Origin of the sequence: Tessaracoccus rhinocerotis (genome assembly GCF_007197885.1) — a bacterium.
Classification (GTDB): domain Bacteria; phylum Actinomycetota; class Actinomycetes; order Propionibacteriales; family Propionibacteriaceae; genus Arachnia; species Arachnia rhinocerotis.
The window spans coordinates 339200-355464 of the sequence record NZ_VKKG01000003.1 but is presented as its reverse complement, the minus strand read 5'-3'; the positions used below and the strand labels follow the sequence as shown (position 1 = coordinate 355464).

The window sequence follows — 16265 nt, the reverse complement described above, 5'->3', positions numbered from 1 at the left end:
TTCGTTCTTGCCCGTCCTACAGTGCGGGCAGGAACGGACAAGGCAGGCAAGAACTACCGACGACCCCCGCGGGTCCGCGCGCCAGCGCGCCGGATGCGCGCGCAGAGCTGCTCGCCCTGCCAGGCGAGGCCCCAGTCCCAGCGGGTCAACCCCCAGCCGACGTCCCGGATCGCCTCCTCACGCCGCTTCTCGTCCCGGATCGCACTCTCGGGCGTCTGCCCCGGCTTCAGCAGCGGCCCGTACTTGCCCATGCCGTCGCACTCGCCCACCAGCGCCAAGTCCTCCCAGCAGAAGTCCACCCTCGCCACCCAATTGCCGTCGTCGTCGTAGATGTCGAACTGGAGCACAGGTGCGGGAATCCCGTGGCGCGCGAACTGGACACGACTCACCGACTCAGCCGGCGACTCGGCACGCGCGTCCGCGAACAGCGCCACCCGTCGTGCGCGGGCCAGACCGTGGAGACGCTTGTGCACATCCAGCAAGGTCAGCAGTTCGTCACGCTCCAACCCACCTCGCAACGCGGCATCACAGGCGGCCACTCCCCACTCGAGTTCGACAGAACGAGCCACGTCCATCACCGTCCTGGCCACTGTCGTCACCTTGATCCCCGATACGGTGGTGACCTCGTCGTCGCGCAGTTTCGTGGCCCGGACCCGCAGTCTGCCGGCCGAGTCGCCGTGTCCACCGGTGCGGCGGACGAGGCTCACCTTCTCCAGCGACTTGCGCGGCACTGGCAGACCATGGAGCACGGCGGCCGACTCGTGGCTGACGACGCTGTCCGGATGCACGGCGGGCATCGTCGCGAGGATCAACCTCAGGTGCGCCTGCTCGGGGTCGAGGTCCTGGGCGACGCCGTAGACTCCGCGTCGAATGCGCACGAGGTAACCGCTCCGGACCTTGGCCTCGACCTCGCCCTGGCTCAGACCCGACGCGAGCAGTTCCGTGTAGGTGTGAAGCAGCATGGAAGAACTACACCCCACGACGCGATGGCGCGCATCCCCCGTCGTCGGACCTGTGGATAACTGCACGGATTCCGGCCGGATTCCCGAGGGCTCCACCGACCCGAATGTTCTCGCCCGTCTCGTTCGATCTCGCCGGCGCTACAGGACGGGCAAAGCCGGATACCACGGGCAAGAAGTTGAGCGACGGGTGCGTCACACGCGGACGGGCGGCGGGGAGGCGCGCCCGCGGCGTCGGAGGTCAGCGGACGCTGATGTGCACGTGGTCGTAGTGGTTGGCGCTGGCGGAGCCGCGGTCGGACATCGAGCGCCAGCCGTCGCCGGAGCGCTGCGAGGTCCAGATCTGCTGCGAGTAGATGACCTCGATCACACCCAGCTGACCGGCGTTGGCGCGGGCCCAGCGGGCGATCTCCCAACCCGCCTCGCCGGAGATCATGACGTCGATCGCGCGCCCGGAGGAGTGGTAGCTGCCGCCGCCGGAGCGGTAGCCACCGATGCTGGAGACGTTGGGGAACGCGTTGCACACGGCGTTGCGGACCTGGATGGCGTTGGCGGTCATGCCGGAGGTGGACCCCGAGACCGAACTGCAGGCCGACGTGTTGATGCCCGACGTCGTGGCCTCGGGCTCCTCGTCGTCGAGGTAGGTGCCCTTGACCCAGCCTGCCCCGTCGCCGACGACGACCTGCTGCCAGCCGTCGGCGGTGGTGTCGGTGGCGGTGACGTCGTCGCCCGAGCGCAGGGTGGTGACCACGTCGTGCTGGGTGCCCGGCCCGGTGCGCACGTTCACGCTGGCGGTGGCCCAGACGGTGCCGGTCTGGGCGCCGAGGACGCTCCAGTCCACCTCAGGGGTGGGCTCGGGAGCGGGGGTGGTGCTTTCGACGGGGGGCTCGGAGGGGGTGGCCTCGGCGGTCTCGGCGGGCACCGCTGAAGCGGCGACCGGCGTCTCGGCCGCGGAGGAGGGCGACGGCGTCACCGTGTCGGGGGATGGGGTTGGTGACGCCGTCGCGACTGTGGGGGTGGTGCTGGGCACCACTGAGGGGGAAGGAACGGGCGCGATGCTGGAGACCGCGGTGGGCGACGGGTGGCCCGTGGGCAGGTCCTTGATGGGTTCGCGCTCCCGGCTGCGGCTCACGCCGAGCTCCACCTCGGCCTGGTGCAGCGGGTCCGCGACGCTCGTGCCGGCGTCGACGGGGACGAACGTGAGCACGGTGGACACCGCCAGCACGCCCACCAGGGCGGCTGGGGCGATGGTCCGGCGGACGAACGGCCACAGGGCACCGGCACCGGCGGCACGACGCGGTGAATCACTGTCAAGCGTGATCACCTCGACCTGCTCGGTGGCGGCGCGGCGGGGGCTCGTCACATCTGATCCTTCCTGAGAAACAACCTAAGGAATTCTCAGGTTACGTGGCGATCGCCCCTAAACGCAACCCAGCCATCGCCACGGGGCGTGACCCTGCGTTAAGGTTCTCAGGAATCCAAGGACGGGGGCGCAGAGTTGAAGCACGCGACGGTGCGACGACTGCTGCTGCTCTGCACGGCCGCCGCCGCACTCCTGACCAGCCTCGTCGGTCCCGCCCTGGCCGCCGAGCCGACCCTCCTCACCGCGTCTGCACAGGCCGAGGGCGCCGGCATTGCGATCGCAGGAACCCTGACGAGCAACGGTGAACCGGTGGCCGACGCCACCATCGAGATCGCCGTCGACTCCACCCCCGCGACGTCCACCACGACCGACGGCACCGGCTCGTTCAAGACGACCGCGTCGGCCGACGCCACCGCCGCCCACACCCTCCAGGTGTCCTTCACCGGCAACGGGGACCTGTCACCCAGCACCATCGAGGTCACGTTCACGCCCACCCCGGTCCAGACCAAGGCGGCCACCACACTCTCGGTGTCGGTCGCCGACGCCTCCCTCTACCCCGGCGAACTGCTCGTCATCTCGGGCGCTCTGGAGGCCGAGGGCTCACCCGTGGCCAACGGCGAGATCAACGTGTTCATCAAGGGGCAGGAGCAGGGCGAGTCGCTCGCCTACACCGACGAGGACGGCCGCTTCTCCACCTACGCGGAGGTACCTTCCGACCTGCCCGCGGGCGAGACGGCCCTTCGAGTCGTCCACCCTGGCAACGGCCGCACGCTGGCCAGCGAGAGGACCATCCCACTGGCGATCCAGCAGGCGGACCCCGAACCGACCGGCGAGCCGGCGACGCCCAGCGCCGAGCCGACCCCCGCGGATCCCACGACGACCGCAGCCGCCGGCACGACGACCGAGGCCGCGAGCTCAGCCGTGCCCATGGCCACGGGGGACGCCGCCACGGAGGAAGCCGAGCCGGCCGAGGTGGCCGCCCGGACGAGTCCATTCAGCTGGTTCTGGGTGGGGGCGGTGGTGGCCGGTGGCTGCGCTGTACTGGTCGCCATCGCGCTCCTGATGCGCCGGGCCGCCACGCAGGAGGAGAGGCGCGAGCGCGCGGAGGGCGTCGAGCCGCTCTACCTGTTGGCCGACGACGAGGACGACTCCTACCTCCCGGAGGCCCACGGCTGGGTCACCGAGGAGTTCCTGCTCGACGAGGACTTCCCCGACGAGGACCCGACGGAGACCACGCAGCCCTTCCCCGTGCCGTCGGCATCTGACAGTCCGGTCGCGGAGCGCCAGCCGGACATCTACCGCGACGCGGAGGAGCCGGTCGAGCAGCCGAGGCCGCGCCGGTCCTGGTCGGGCGAGTCCTAGGAGCTACTCCTGCTCGGCGGCGACGGCGTCCGGCCGCTCGGCCACGACGGCGTCAGCGTCCTGGGGCGCGACCGCCTCGGGCGGACCGGCAGCAGCCGCCTTCTCCGCCTCCTGCGCCGCCCGCTCGGCGGCCCTGGCCGCCTCTCGTTCGGCTCGCGCCCGCGCCCGCTCCATCTTGGCTGCGCGCGCCTTGGCCGCCTTCTCCTCCCGGACCTGGACCTGGATGAACGAGCTGCAGCGATCCCTGAGCGCGCCAAGGTCGCCGCCGCTCAGGGCGTCGCCGAGCAGGGTCTGGTCGACGCAGACCGCGGGAGCGCCCGCCTTGAGCCACTCCCCCGCCGCGAAAGCACCCACACCGCCGCGCGGCACCACCCGGTCCGCGAGCGAGAGCGTCTCGAGGTGCTTGGCCATCGCGTGGCCGACGACGTCGGCGGGGAAGAGCATGGCGCCATCGGCCCCGAGCTCGAGCACGCCCCGGACCTCCGTCGGCGTCATCGCCTGCACCCAGACGGGGACGCCGGCCTCCCGCGCGGCCGCGACGGCGTCGGCTTCCGGGAGGTCGACGAACGCGAAGCTGCCGCCGGCGGCGACGAGCCGCGCCAGGTCCTGCGTGGAGCGCACGCCGTGGGCCCCGAAGCGTGCCCGAGCGGCGAAGATCTCGATGGTCTCCCCGAGCGCCTCACTGCCTGCGGCAAGGGCGAAGTTCCGGAAGCCCTCCTGGACCAGGACCTCCACCGCGCCCACGAGTTCGTCGACGTCCACGTCGTCGAGGCACACGACAAGTCCGGTGAGCGGCGCATCAGAAGTCATGGGACCAATCATGCCCGCACCCACACGCTCAAGCACACCGCCCGACCGCTTACGCGGAACGTCCATCTGCGAAGCGCCCCTTTGCAGCGACGGTGCAGCGCCCATACTCTGCAGCCATGTCACGGTTGACGCGCTCCCAGAGGCTTGATCGCCTCCCCTACACCCGCAAGCACAACCGGCTCCTGATGGGCTCCGGGGTCGGCTGGGCCCTGGACGCGATGGACATCGGACTGATCTCGTTCATCATGGCGGCGCTCGCGCAGCAGTGGAACCTCGACAACACGCAGGTCTCGTGGCTGGCGTCGATCGGGTTCGTGGGGATGGCGATCGGAGCCAGCCTCGGCGGCCTCCTGGCCGACCGGTTCGGCCGTCGCCAGGTGTTCGCCCTGACCATGCTGGTCTACGGCGTCGCGACCGGGCTCTCGGCATTCTCCACCGGCCTGGTGGTCCTGATCGTGTTCCGCTTCGTTGTCGGGCTGGGGCTCGGCGCGGAGCTGCCGGTCGCCTCCACCCTTGTCAGCGAGTTCGCGCCGAAGCGGATTCGGGGCCGGGTCGTCGTCGCCCTCGAGTCGTTCTGGGCTGTGGGCTGGCTGGCGGCCGCGACCATCGGGTACTTCCTCGTGCCGACGATCGACGACGGCTGGCGCTGGGCGCTCGCCCTGGGTGCCGTCCCGGCCGCGTGGGCACTCGTGATCCGGTTCGCACTGCCGGAGTCGGTGCGGTTCCTCGAGTCCCGGGACCGCCACGCAGAGGCAGAAGCTGCGGTGCAGGAGTTCGAGGCGGCCGCCGGCACCACCACGCCGGAGGCCCAACGGGCACCGGAGGTCTTCGACGAGGCTCGCCGGGTCACCTACCGGGAACTGTTCGGGCCCCGGTTCCGGCGCACCACCGTCGCACTGTGGCTGACCTGGTTCGGCGTGAACTTCGCCTACTACGGCGCCTTCATCTGGCTTCCGACACTGCTCAGCCAGAACGGCATGACGCTGGTCAAGAGTTTCGAGTTCACACTGTTCATGACGCTGGCACAACTGCCGGGCTATTTCGCCGCAGCGGTCCTCGTCGAGGTCTGGGGGCGACGCGCGACGTTGGCCGCCTTCCTCGGCGGATCCGCCCTCGGGGCCGTGCTGTTCGGGATGGCGCCACAGATCTCCGCCGCGTTGTTCCCCGGCGACGAGTCGGCTGCCTACGCCCTGGCCCTCGGCTTCGGCTGCATGCTGTCCTTCTTCAACCTCGGCGCCTGGGGCGCCCTCTACGCGATCACCCCGGAGGTGTATCCGACGACGGTGCGCGCCTCGGGCTCGGGCGCCGCGACGGCGTTCGGCCGCATCGCGGCACTGGCGGCCCCGCTGCTGGTGCCGGTGCTGCTGGGCCTCAGCGGGCTGCCGGTCCTGTTCGTCATATTCGGCGGGATGTTCGTGATGGCGATGGTGGCCGCGATGTTCCTGCCGGAGTACCGAGGGGAGACGCTGGAGGAAGTTTGAGTCTGGAGTGGAAGATTGACCCACCCATTGGATAGTCTTTCACGTGCCGCGAAAGTGGCAATGAAGCGCTCCCGCCCGACCCCGGCAATCCCCCGTGCCGACCGGGCGGGAGCCCTCTTTTTCCGGCCTGCGGGCACTGCCTTCGGAGCCCGGGATAATGTTCACAATGGCAATGGTTTGTCAATAATACGGGGCGAGATTCACCGCCGACCGCCGCCCCCGCCGCCGGTGCCGCCGCCGGAGAATCCGCCGCCCCTGCTGCCACCTCCGAAGCCGCTCGAACTGCCGCCACCCCATCCACGGCCACTGGAGCGCGAGCTGGTGCTGCTGTCACCCCGCGCGGCGCTGGCCTCGCTGATGGCGCCGCCGATCTCCTTCACCGTCGTGGCGAACCCGCCCTGGCCGATGTCCGGACGCCCGGACCAGAAGCCCGAACGTTCGCGGCGGCGCTGCCGCTGGAGTTCGTTGTAGTCGTCGAAGATCGTCGTGCCCCCGGTGCCGACGGCGAAGGCAGGCAGCGTGGCCGTCGGAGCGTCCGGGAACCTGTCGTACATCTGGCCCAGGACCTGACCCCATGCCTTCTCCTCGCCGAACACGATCGCCCACGGCAGCAGGTCCTCGTAGATCCTGAGCTCGCCGTCGGGACTCCGCGGAGCGCCGACAGGATCCTGCAGCATGCTGATCCGTCCGGACTCGGAGGCCTTGATGAAGCGCTCCAGACCTTCGAGGTGCACCATCACCTCCTTGCCGTGCTTGGTGAGGCCGGCGTGGGTGGGCAGCAGGTGGACGGCCACCAGTAGGAGGACGATCCCCAGGACGCCGCCGCCGATGAACCAACAGCCCAGGTCGCCGAGCCCGAGCCAGAGCTGCAGCATGCCGTAGCCGAGGATGGCGGTGTAACCCAGCCCGAGCAGCCACGGCCCGATCCCGAGACGGCGCCGCAGCGCCAGGTTCTCGAGCTGGGAGTCGCGTTCGTCCTGGGCCTTCCTCAGGTCGGAGAAGTAGCGGTGCCGCCCCAGTGCGATCAGCTTGTCCTCCTCCCCGAACAGCAGCCGCGTGACCCGTCGCAGCCTGTGGGGCATGCCGAGCTTCTCGTCGGCGCGACCGTTCTTCGTCGTCCAGACCAGCCCGATCTCGTTGCCGAGGCGACGCCGGTCGCGGGCGTGCAGCGCCACCCCGCCCACCACCGTGCCATCGGTGTCCGCCTCCGAGTCCACCAGCCTGCCGTAGCCTGCGGTGACCAGCCACGTCAGGTGGGCTGGGGCGCCGCGTTCGGGGCGTCCGAGGAAGTCCGCGCCGTTGACGGGATACAGGTCCTTCGGGGGCGTGAACTGCGTGACGACGCCGTGGCGACCGGTGCGCGTGCGGCCCACCAGGCCGCGCAGCAGCAGCGCGATCGCCAGCGCGACCGCTCCGATGCCCACGAGCCCGGCGATGCCCAGCCAGCCGTGGGACCGGGCCGCGAACGGCGGCACCGGGTCGGCGACCGTGCCGGGCTCGAAGCCGACGGCGATGGTCACGTTCTCCCACGCGTCGACGCCCTCGCGGAGGGTCACGGCCCAGGTGTTGCCCTCGCGCGTCAGGGCGCACGTGTCGGTGGACCCGGCGCGGCCCCGGTAGCAGGCCTGCTCGCCGTTCAAGTGACGGGCGAGGTCGTCGTCGACGGTGAGCTTTGCCCTGAAGCTCTTGAAGCCGTTGGACCACTCGGTGCCGTTGGTGTTGAAGTACAGCTCCTGGTAGCGCTGGTTGCCCACCATCACGGGCGACATCGTGTACGAGATCACGTAGGTCTCGAGCCCGCTGCGGCGCTCGTCCCCGCCGATGGCCAGTTCGATGTCGCTGTTGCGGTAGTTGGTGAACCGCTCGAACTCCACCGGCCTGCCGTCGGGGTCCGTGACCCGGATCTCGGAGTACTCGATCTCCTCCTCGCCATAGGTGGTGACGAGGTTTCGGCTGATGCCGCGCTCGTGGGACAGCACCACCGCGATCGTCTCGGTGACCTCCATCTGCACCTGGTCGTCGACGCGGGAGGCGTGGTACTCGGCGTGGAACCTCTCCATGGGAGCGTAGGTCTCACCGCCCTGTGCCGTGAAGTGCAGGAGGGTCGCGAACCCGCCCATCAGCACCGCCCACCAGATCAGGTAGGCGATCCATTTCCTCCAGAGGTGCAGCACCCGCGACTCCCTCGACTAGGCAACCGGCAACCCTCTCATGATGGCGGGCGCGGGGGTCACCACCAGCTTGGGCGGGACGAGCAGCGGGTCGCGCAGGAGCGTCAGCGGGCCCCGCAGGAGCTGCGCACCACGAGCTCCGGCTGCAGGCGGACGTGCTGGTGCACGTGGGCCGGGTCGCTGGTGTCCTCCAGCAGCAGTTGCGCGGCCCGGTAGCCCATCTCCTGCGTGGGCTGGCGCACGGAGGTGAGGGGGACGATCCAGTCGGCGGCCACGTCGATGTCGTCGTAGCCGATCAGCGCGACGTCTCCCGGAACGGCGATCCCGGCCCGGGACAGGGTGCGGTAGACGCCGAACGCGAGCATGTCGTTGCCGCAGACGATCCCGGTGGGCAGGCCCTCCATGAGCAGTCTGTCCGCTGCCTCCATGCCGGCCTGTATCCCCATGCCGGTCTCGACGTAGGCCTCCACCAGCGACGTCCCCGGGTCGAGACCAGCCGCCTCGAGGGCGGTCCGCATCCCGAGCGCTCGCTGGGACATCTGGCGCAGGTCCCGGGGTCCACCCACGAAACCGAGCCGACGGTGGCCCAGCCCGAGGAGGTGGTCCACGGCCAGTCCGGCGCCGGCGACGTCGTCGACCGCCACGGAGCAGCAGTCATCGACGCCCTCGTGGTCCATCAGGACGACGGGGAGCTTGCCCCGGATCCGGGAGGCCACGTCGTCGTCGCCCGCGGCGGGGACGAGGACCACGCCGCGGACGCGCTGCCCGCCGAGGACGCTGAGGAGTTCGGCCTCCATGTCCCGGTCGTTCTGGGAGTTGGACAGCATCACGACGTGGCCGGTCTCGCGCGCCAGCCGCTCGACCGCGTGCGCCGCCTCCATGAAGAACGGGCTCATCACGTCCAGCACGACCAGGGCGATCACGTTGCTGGTGGCGCCGGTGAGGACGCGCGCTGACTGGTTCGGTACGAAACCGAGTTCGCCGATGGCCCCGAGCACCAGCTCACGCGTGGCGGCAGCGACGCGTTCGGGGTGGTTGAGGACGTTCGAGACCGTCCCGAGCGAGACCCCGGCCCTGGCGGCGACGTCGCTCAGTCGCACCCTCGCAGGCCCGCCCAGCGCGGGGCCGCCGGGTCCAACGTCTCGCGCCACGTGTCCACTCCTCCACCAAGCTCCGCCCGGCGCGTTGCCGGGAACATGACAAAGACTAGTCCGGTTTGAAGCGCTTCAACAGTGCTTCACGGAAGTACTCGGTCCAACTTGCGAGGGACCGGCTCACGAGTCCCGGGAGTGATCCTCGTCGCCGGAGGACTCCAGCAGGTCCTCGGACTCGCTGACGATGAAGTCCTCGAGCTCGTCGTCCTCGTCGTCATCGTCATCGACATCGCCGGCGCTTGGTCCCTCGACGCCTTCCTGGGTGACGTCGCGCGGCGGCCCCTCGGAGTCGTCCAGCGTGACGTCGACGGGGTGGCCCTCGTCGTGCTCGCGCACCTCGGCGACGGCCTCCTCGGTCTCCTGGACCTTCTCGGCATCGGTGTCGACGTGGGCGCTCAGGTCGTCCGGCGGGGTCTCGACGTCCGGGTTGTCCTCCTTGTCCTCGACGGTCTGCTCGTCCTTCGGGGTGAAGTCGTCGAGGCTGAAGTCCATCTCAGGGCCGGGCGGGACGTGCGCCTTGCGCTCGGTGAGCTTGTAGCCGGCGCGGGCGAGGTCGTCGGACAGCTCGTCCAGCACGAGGCCGTCCTGGTCGACCAGCCCCGAGCGGTACGAGGAGCGCGACAGCATCGTGGCGGACACCGGCGAGGTCAGCAGCTGCATCGCCACCATGATCGAGCAGATGGCGAACGCCCACCAGGTGCGCAGCGTCAGGGTGGCGCCGGTCGCCACGAGGATCATCCCGAGGGCCTGCGGTTTGGTGATGGAGTGCATCTTGGAGAGCACGTCGGGGAACCGCACGAGCGCGATCGCCGTGACCAGGCACAGGAACGCGCCCACGAGCAGCGCCAGGGCGCCCAGGAGGTCGAGCCACTCACTCATCGGACTCCTCCAGCTTGAGCAGGGCCTGCTCGGCCTCGTGCCGGCGGGCCAGCATCACGCGGTCGCCCATGAGGCGGGCCATCGAGGCCGCGCCGGTGAACCCCAGGATGCTGAGCAGCAGCAGGATGACCAACAGCCCGTGCTGGCCGGAGTTGACGATCCACAGGGCCACGCCCCCGGTGACGATGGCCACGAGGAGGTCGGAGGCGACGATCCGGTCCAGCGCCGACGGGCCGGCCACCACCCGGCCGATCGCCAGGAGCGCGGCGGCGCCGATCACCAGCGTGGCCAGGACGAGGAGGATGTCGGTGACGAGTCCGATCACTGCTCCGTCTCCCATCTGTCGAAGAAGCTGGGGCGCCGACGACGGCTGGGACGGTTGTGCTGCTTGTCGAAGCGCTCGATCTCCCAGCGGCTGCCGAACGCGCGCAGCACGCGGTGCTCGATCTCGGTGGCCATCTCGCGGATGGACTCGGCGTCGTGCTTCTCGTCCATGTGGATCACGTGCAGGTAGAGGCGCCGCGGCGACGAGACGAGCTCGACCACCACTGTGCCGGGCACCAGCGAGATCATCTCGGCGACGATCACCTGGTACAGGTCGACGTCGGTGAACTGCTCCACCTTGACGATTCCGGGGCGGAGCTTGACCCGCGGGTCCAGGGTCAGCCGCACGAGTCGCCAGGACGAGACCACCAAGTCGTGGAACAGCCCGTAGACCAGCCTGATCGCCCCAAGGATCCGCAGCCTGCCCGGCCAGTAGACCGGCGGCAGCGGGAACTGGGCCTTGATCAACCACGCCAGCGCGATGCCGGAGACGATCCCGAAGGGCGCGAAGTCCCCCCACAGGAAGACCCACACGCCGGCCATCACCAGCACCGACATCGGCACCAGCCTGGGACCGGAGCGCCAGTCGCTCTTGCGGGTGGTCGGCACGTCCTCGGGTCGCTGGATCATCGGTCACCCTCCGGCAGGACGGCGGAGACGTAGGAGTCGTCCTCGAGATGCGACGCCGCCCGGTCCGCGTAGGACATCAACGGACCCGCCACCACGGTCAGCGCCAGACTGAACAGGACCAGCCCGGTCGTGGCCGCGGCCATCAGCGGCGGCATCGGGTTCTTGCGTCGCTCGATCTCGTCAGCCAGGTCCGCCTCGTCCTCCACCACGACCCCCATGGAGGAGGCGGCGACGGCGCGAGCGTGCAGGGCGTCGGCACCCTCTGACGGCGCGCCCTCGGCCGGGGCGTTCCCGCTCCCTGCCTTGGCCTCGGCGCGCTCCTGCGGGGTAACTCCCCAGAAGGCGCGGTTCCACACCTTGACCATCGCCATCAGCGTCAGCAGGCTCGTGGCCACGCCCCCGACCATCACGACCCAGGCCAGCGGCGTTCCCACCTGCGCGCCGGCCACGAGCAGGCCGAGCTTGCCGATGAAGCCGCTCAGGGGCGGGATGCCACCCAGGTTGAACGCGGGCACGAGGAACAGCACGGCGAGGAACGGCGCGGTCTTCATCAGGCCGCCCAGGCCGTCGAGGTGGGTGGTGCCGCCGTGGCGCTCGATCAGTCCGGCGACCAGGAACAGCACCGCCTGGATGGTGATGTGGTGCGCCGTGTAGTAGATGGTCGCAGCCATGCCGGCGTGGTTGGCCAGCCCGATGCCCATCACCATGTAGCCCAGGTGCGAGACCAGTGTGAAGGAGAGCATTCGCTTGATCTCGACCTGCGCAACGGCGCCGAGGATCCCGATCAGCATCGTCAACAACGACGCCACCAGCAGCAGGCCGCTCAGGTCGCTCTCCGGGAAGAGCAGGGTCTGGGTGCGGATGATGGCGTAGACGCCCACCTTGGTGAGCAGGCCGGCGAACACCGCGGTGACCGGCGCGGGCGCCGTCGGGTAGGAGTCCGGCAGCCACGCCGACATCGGGAAGACCGCGGCCTTGATGCCGAAGACCACCAGCAGCATCAGCTGCAGCAGGAGCTGCACCGGGCCCGTCAGGTCACTCAGCCGGACCGAGAGCATCGCCAGGTTCACGGTGCCGGTGGCGCCGTAGATGGCGGCGATTGCCGTCAGGAACAGCGCGGAGCTCAGCAGGCTGACCACGATGTAGGTGGTGCCGGCGCGGATCCGGTCCGCCGTGCCGCCCAGCGTGAGCAGCACGTAGGAGGCGAACAGCAGGATCTCGAAGCCGACGAAGAGGTTGAACAGGTCACCGGCGAGGAAGGCGTTGGCGACGCCGGCGATCAGCAGCAGGAAGGCGGGGTGGAAGATGGAAACCGGGGTCTCGCGGCGCACCTCGTCCTCGTCCTGGCCCTGGGCGAACAGGAGGACCGAGAGCGCGACGACGGACGCCACGAGCAGCATCAGCGAGGAGAGCCGGTCAGCGACCAGGGCTATGCCGAGCGGGTTCCAGCCCCCCACCCAGAACGCGATCGCGCCGTCGGCGTCGGTGCGGAACATCAGGATGGCGGCGACCACCAAGACGGCGGTGAGGCTGAGGATCGAGACGGAACGCTGCAGCCGGGGCTTCTTGGGCAGCGCCAGCGCCAGCGCCGCTCCGAGCAGCGGCAGCAGCACCGGGAGGGTCAACAGGTTGATCATTCGCTCACCACCGCATCCTCGCCCGCGTCGGTGAACACGGTCTCCTCGTAGGACTCGGAGGCCTCGTCGAGGGCAGCGAGCTCTCGGATTCGGGCGTCCTCGAGGTCATCGGCCACCTCGTCGTTGCCGTGGAGCTGGAAGCTCCGGTAGGCCATGGTCAGCACGAAGGCCGCGGTCGCGAGCGTGATGACGATGGCGGTCAGCACCATCGCCTCGGGCAGGGCGTCGGCCATCTGGTCCTCGGGGGCGTCGCCGATGATCGGCGGGCCTCCGGAGCCGCCGGAGGCGACGAGGAACAGCAGGTTCACACCGTTGCTGGCGAGCATCACGCCCAGCAGGATGCGCGTCAACGAGCGCTCCAGCAGCAGGTAGACGCCGCACGCGACGAGGGTGCCTGCGAGGATGGCGAGGGTCAGGTTGGCGCTCATGCATTGCTCCTGCCACGGGCCGGGAGTGCCTTCGCCGAGAGCGGGAGCGGCGTGGGGGCGTCGTCGGTCTCCTGCTGGATGTCGATGCCGGAGCCGAGGCTGCGCACGAGGTCCAGCATGACGCCGACGACGACGAGGTAGACACCGATGTCGAAGAGCGTTGAACTGACAAGGTGCAGTTCGCCGAACAGCGGTACCTCGGCGCCCCACGGAGCCAGCCACACGTCGGGGCCCGGAAGGTTGAGGGTGAGCTCGTAGCTCTGCAGGACGACGCCACCGAAGAACAGGGGCGTGATCGCCGCGAGCAGCGCGAACAACAGGCCGGCGCCCAGCAGGCGCCCGGCGTCGAACGGGACCGCCTCGTCGAGCTCGTGGCGGCCGGCGGCCAGGTAACGCAGGAACAGCGCCATGCCGGCCACCAGCCCGCCCGCGAAGCCACCGCCCGGACGGTTGTGCCCGGCGAACAACAGGTAGACCGACACGACGAGCACGACGCCGAACAGTACGCGGACGATGACCTCGAACACGAGCGAGCGGACGGCAGGGTTGAGGGTCTGCCCGGCGCGTAGCCAGACGCCCGGCGACGAGTCCGCCTGGACCTCCTGGTCGCGCGCCTTCAGCGCGTCGGCGGTACTGGTGACCGTGCCGACCCGGGAGCGGAGGAAGATCAGCGAGGCGACGCCGATGGCCGCGATCACCAGCACGGAGATCTCGCCCAGGGTGTCCCAGGCTCGGATGTCCACGAGCGCGACGTTGACGATGTTCTTGCCGTAGCCGTACTCGTAGGCGGCCTCGGGCCACAGGTCGGAGATGGGCTCGGAGACGCGCGCCCCGATCCCCACCAGCGCGGTCAGGGTGACCGTCAGGCCGGCGAACACGGCCACAACGACGCGCCACCAGCGCGTGGAGGTCAACGGCCGGTTGGTGAAGTAACGCGGCATCTTGCGCAGCACGAGGATGAACACCACGAGCGTGACGGTCTCCACCAGCACCTGCGTGAGGGCGAGGTCGGGGGCCCCGTGCATCGCGAACATCAGGGCGACGCCGTAGCCGGTCACGCCGACGAGCAGCACGGCCCGGATCCGCCCGCGCGACCAAGCGGCGAGCACGCCGGCGGCGACCATGACGGCGGCGACCACCAACTGGGACCAGTTGTCGAAGATGCGGTAGGTGGGCCACACGCGGATCCGCAGCATGGCGTAGAAGGCAAGGCTCACGAGCGTGACGAGGATGGCGCCGAGATAGACCGAGAGGGAGCCGCTCTGCGAGCGGGCGGTGACCTCGACCGCTATCCGGTCCAGGCCGCGCAGGCTCTTGTGGTAGGTCTCCTCGGCGGTCCGGATCTTCGGGAACGTGGCCTGCACGGCCGAGATCTGCTCGCGGAAGACGAAGAACAGGAAGCCCAGCACCACGGCCAGGGCCGTCATCAACAGCGGCGTGCTGAGGCCGTGCCAGAGCGCGAGCCCGTGGCCCGGCACCCCGGTGCTGTGGGTGGCGGCGTAGGGGCGCAGCGCCTCGGTGATCGGCTCGCCGAGGAAGCCGGCGGCCAGTCCGAGGACGGCGAGCGCCACCGGGATGCCGAGCTTCAGCACCGCCGGCGACTTCCACTTCAGCTCGACGCCACCCTGCTTCGAGGCGAACGCACCCCACCACCAGCGCAGCGTGTAGGCCACCGTGACCACCGAGCCGAACACGACGGCGGCGGCGAAGGCCATCCCCGCGAGCGGGGTGACGACGCCGGCGTCGCCGAGCACGAGGTAGACCAGCGACTCGAAGGCCGCCTCCTTGGAGATGAAGCCGATGGTGGGCGGCAGCCCTGCCATGGACATCGCGGCCAGCGCCGCCGCGACGGCGAGCACCGGCGATCGGTAGAACACGCCGTTGAGTTGGTCGATGTCGCGGGTGCCCGCGGACTGGTCGATGATGCCGACGAACAGGAACAGGGACGACTTGAACAGCGCGTGGCTGATCACCACGCCCATTCCCGCCAGGGCTGCGGTCTGGGTCCCGAGCCCGACCAGCAGGATCATGAAGCCGAGCTGGCTGACGGTGCCGTAGGCCAGCAGCAGCTTGAGGTCCTTCTGCCGCAGCGCGCGGAGTCCTCCCAGCGTCATGGTCACCGAGCCGAGCAGCATGATCACGGGTCGCCAGCCGGGCACGGACGCGAACACGGGCGCCAGCAGCGCGACCAGGTAGACGCCCGCCTTCACCATGGCCGCGGCGTGCAGGTAGGCCGAGATCGGCGTCGGTGCCGCCATGGCGCCCGGGAGCCAGAAGTGGAATGGCACCATCGCGGACTTGCTGACGGCTCCCACCAGCATCGCGAGGATGCTCGCCGTGACGAGTGCCCCCGTCGGCGGGTCGGCGAGGATCTCCGAGATGGAGAAGGTGCCCGCCCGGTAACCCAGACCGATCATGCCGAGCAGCATGACCAGGCCGCCGAAGGTGGTGACGATCAGCGCGGTGTGGGCGGCGCCACGGTTGGCGCGACGGGTCGGGTCGTGGCCGATCAGGAGGTAGGACAGGACCGTGGTCAGTTCCCAGTAGACGTAGAGCACCACCAGGTCGTCGGCGGTCACCAGACCGAGCATCGCTCCGGCGAAGGCCAGCAGCAGCGCGGCGCTGCGGGCCGGGATCCGGGAGGAGAAGTAGAAGCGGCAGTAGACCAGCACCAGCGCGCCCACCCAGGACACGATCATGGCGAGGATCCACTGCAGGAGGCCGAGGCGGTGGGTGATGTTGACCCCGAGCGCGGGGATCCAGGAGATCTCCTCCACCACCACTCCCCCGGCGAGCACCGTCGGGGCGACGCTGACCAGCCAGACACCGGCGGCCAGGGGCGCCAGCGCGAGGACGTAGAAGGTGCGGGCCTTCAGCACGCGGGTGATCGCGGGCGTGAGCATGCTGAGGGCCGCATGGACAGCGATCAGCAGGAGCACCGGCGGATTCCCATCGTCGGTTCGGGCAAGGCGGGGTGGGTGGACGCGAACGCCCCGTTATGAACCTTATCGGGTCTGCCAACCCCGAACCGAGGGCGGAGCGACCGCCAATGTCACGGTCCGGTATC

The 16265-nt window shown here is 69.9% G+C and carries 13 protein-coding genes; 2 read left to right on the top strand and 11 right to left on the bottom strand.

Annotated elements, in window-relative coordinates; genetic code table 11:
• Positions 1-53: 53 nt before the first annotated feature.
• Both FOJ82_RS09725 and FOJ82_RS09720 read right to left on the bottom strand, forming a co-directional pair.
• Positions 54-962, bottom strand: coding sequence for a type IV toxin-antitoxin system AbiEi family antitoxin domain-containing protein (locus FOJ82_RS09725; protein WP_143938275.1), 909 nt, complete (start codon positions 960-962; stop codon positions 54-56).
• A 238-nt stretch (positions 963-1200) separates the two neighbouring features.
• A complete protein-coding gene (locus FOJ82_RS09720; protein ID WP_143938274.1) occupies positions 1201-2322 on the bottom strand; it encodes an SH3 domain-containing protein in 1122 nt (373 codons plus the stop codon).
• 150 nt (positions 2323-2472) lie between these two features.
• Here FOJ82_RS09720 and FOJ82_RS09715 point away from each other — a divergent pair, with 150 nt between their 5' ends.
• Positions 2473-3684: a hypothetical protein gene (locus FOJ82_RS09715; protein WP_143938273.1), complete on the top strand. Its 1212-nt coding sequence runs from the start codon at positions 2473-2475 to the stop codon at positions 3682-3684.
• Positions 3685-3687: 3 nt separating this feature from the next.
• On the opposite strand, the gene FOJ82_RS09710 is transcribed toward FOJ82_RS09715, so the two are convergent.
• Positions 3688-4494, bottom strand: a complete 807-nt coding sequence (locus FOJ82_RS09710; protein WP_185975715.1) for a beta/alpha barrel domain-containing protein — start codon at positions 4492-4494, stop codon at positions 3688-3690.
• Between the two features lie 116 nt (positions 4495-4610).
• Between FOJ82_RS09710 and FOJ82_RS09705 the strand changes: the two genes are divergently transcribed.
• On the top strand, positions 4611-5975 hold the full coding sequence (locus FOJ82_RS09705) for an MFS transporter (protein ID WP_143938271.1): 1365 nt from the start codon (positions 4611-4613) through the stop codon (positions 5973-5975).
• 200 nt (positions 5976-6175) lie between these two features.
• Here FOJ82_RS09705 and FOJ82_RS09700 read toward each other — a convergent pair whose 3' ends face one another.
• The 8 genes from FOJ82_RS09700 to FOJ82_RS09660 all read right to left on the bottom strand — a co-directional run bounded on the left by FOJ82_RS09700 (position 6176) and on the right by FOJ82_RS09660 (position 16137).
• Entirely contained in the window at positions 6176-8149 is a 1974-nt protein-coding gene (locus tag FOJ82_RS09700) for a DUF2207 family protein (RefSeq protein WP_143938270.1), read from the bottom strand.
• 101 nt (positions 8150-8250) lie between these two features.
• On the bottom strand, positions 8251-9297 hold the full coding sequence (locus FOJ82_RS09695) for a LacI family DNA-binding transcriptional regulator (RefSeq protein WP_246099825.1): 1047 nt from the start codon (positions 9295-9297) through the stop codon (positions 8251-8253).
• Between the two features lie 123 nt (positions 9298-9420).
• Positions 9421-10179 (bottom strand): monovalent cation/H(+) antiporter subunit G, encoded by a 759-nt coding sequence (gene mnhG, locus FOJ82_RS16215; protein WP_185975714.1) that lies wholly within the window; start codon positions 10177-10179, stop codon positions 9421-9423.
• On the bottom strand, positions 10172-10504 hold the full coding sequence (locus tag FOJ82_RS09680; RefSeq protein WP_185975713.1) for a monovalent cation/H+ antiporter complex subunit F: 333 nt from the start codon (positions 10502-10504) through the stop codon (positions 10172-10174). Before FOJ82_RS09680 ends, mnhG begins: the two co-directional genes overlap by 8 nt.
• Positions 10501-11133 carry a Na+/H+ antiporter subunit E gene (locus tag FOJ82_RS09675; RefSeq protein ID WP_143938268.1) on the bottom strand — a complete coding sequence of 211 codons (633 nt, stop codon included), beginning with the start codon at positions 11131-11133 and terminating at the stop codon, positions 10501-10503. The genes FOJ82_RS09680 and FOJ82_RS09675 overlap by 4 nt, the downstream gene beginning before the upstream one ends.
• Entirely contained in the window at positions 11130-12770 is a 1641-nt protein-coding gene (locus FOJ82_RS09670) for a Na+/H+ antiporter subunit D (RefSeq protein ID WP_143938267.1), read from the bottom strand. The genes FOJ82_RS09675 and FOJ82_RS09670 overlap by 4 nt, the downstream gene beginning before the upstream one ends.
• The gene (locus FOJ82_RS09665) at positions 12767-13198 is read right to left on the bottom strand and encodes a Na(+)/H(+) antiporter subunit C (protein WP_143938266.1); all 432 of its coding nucleotides are present in this window, start codon (positions 13196-13198) and stop codon (positions 12767-12769) included. Before FOJ82_RS09665 ends, FOJ82_RS09670 begins: the two co-directional genes overlap by 4 nt.
• Entirely contained in the window at positions 13195-16137 is a 2943-nt protein-coding gene (locus FOJ82_RS09660) for a Na+/H+ antiporter subunit A (protein ID WP_143938265.1), read from the bottom strand. Before FOJ82_RS09660 ends, FOJ82_RS09665 begins: the two co-directional genes overlap by 4 nt.
• Positions 16138-16265 lie beyond the last annotated feature (128 nt).

What these genes read in the sequence shown, in the direction of transcription:
- FOJ82_RS09725 (WP_143938275.1), bottom strand. Translation starts at nt 962, where the DNA reads ATGCTGCTTCACACCTACACGGAACTGCTCGCGTCGGGTCTGAGCCAG.
- FOJ82_RS09675 (WP_143938268.1), bottom strand. Translation starts at nt 11,133, where the DNA reads ATGATCCAGCGACCCGAGGACGTGCCGACCACCCGCAAGAGCGACTGG.
- mnhG (WP_185975714.1), bottom strand. Translation starts at nt 10,179, where the DNA reads ATGAGTGAGTGGCTCGACCTCCTGGGCGCCCTGGCGCTGCTCGTGGGC.
- FOJ82_RS09665 (WP_143938266.1), bottom strand. Translation starts at nt 13,198, where the DNA reads ATGAGCGCCAACCTGACCCTCGCCATCCTCGCAGGCACCCTCGTCGCG.
- FOJ82_RS09710 (WP_185975715.1), bottom strand. Translation starts at nt 4,494, where the DNA reads ATGACTTCTGATGCGCCGCTCACCGGACTTGTCGTGTGCCTCGACGAC.
- FOJ82_RS09705 (WP_143938271.1), top strand. Translation starts at nt 4,611, where the DNA reads ATGTCACGGTTGACGCGCTCCCAGAGGCTTGATCGCCTCCCCTACACC.
- FOJ82_RS09670 (WP_143938267.1), bottom strand. Translation starts at nt 12,770, where the DNA reads ATGATCAACCTGTTGACCCTCCCGGTGCTGCTGCCGCTGCTCGGAGCG.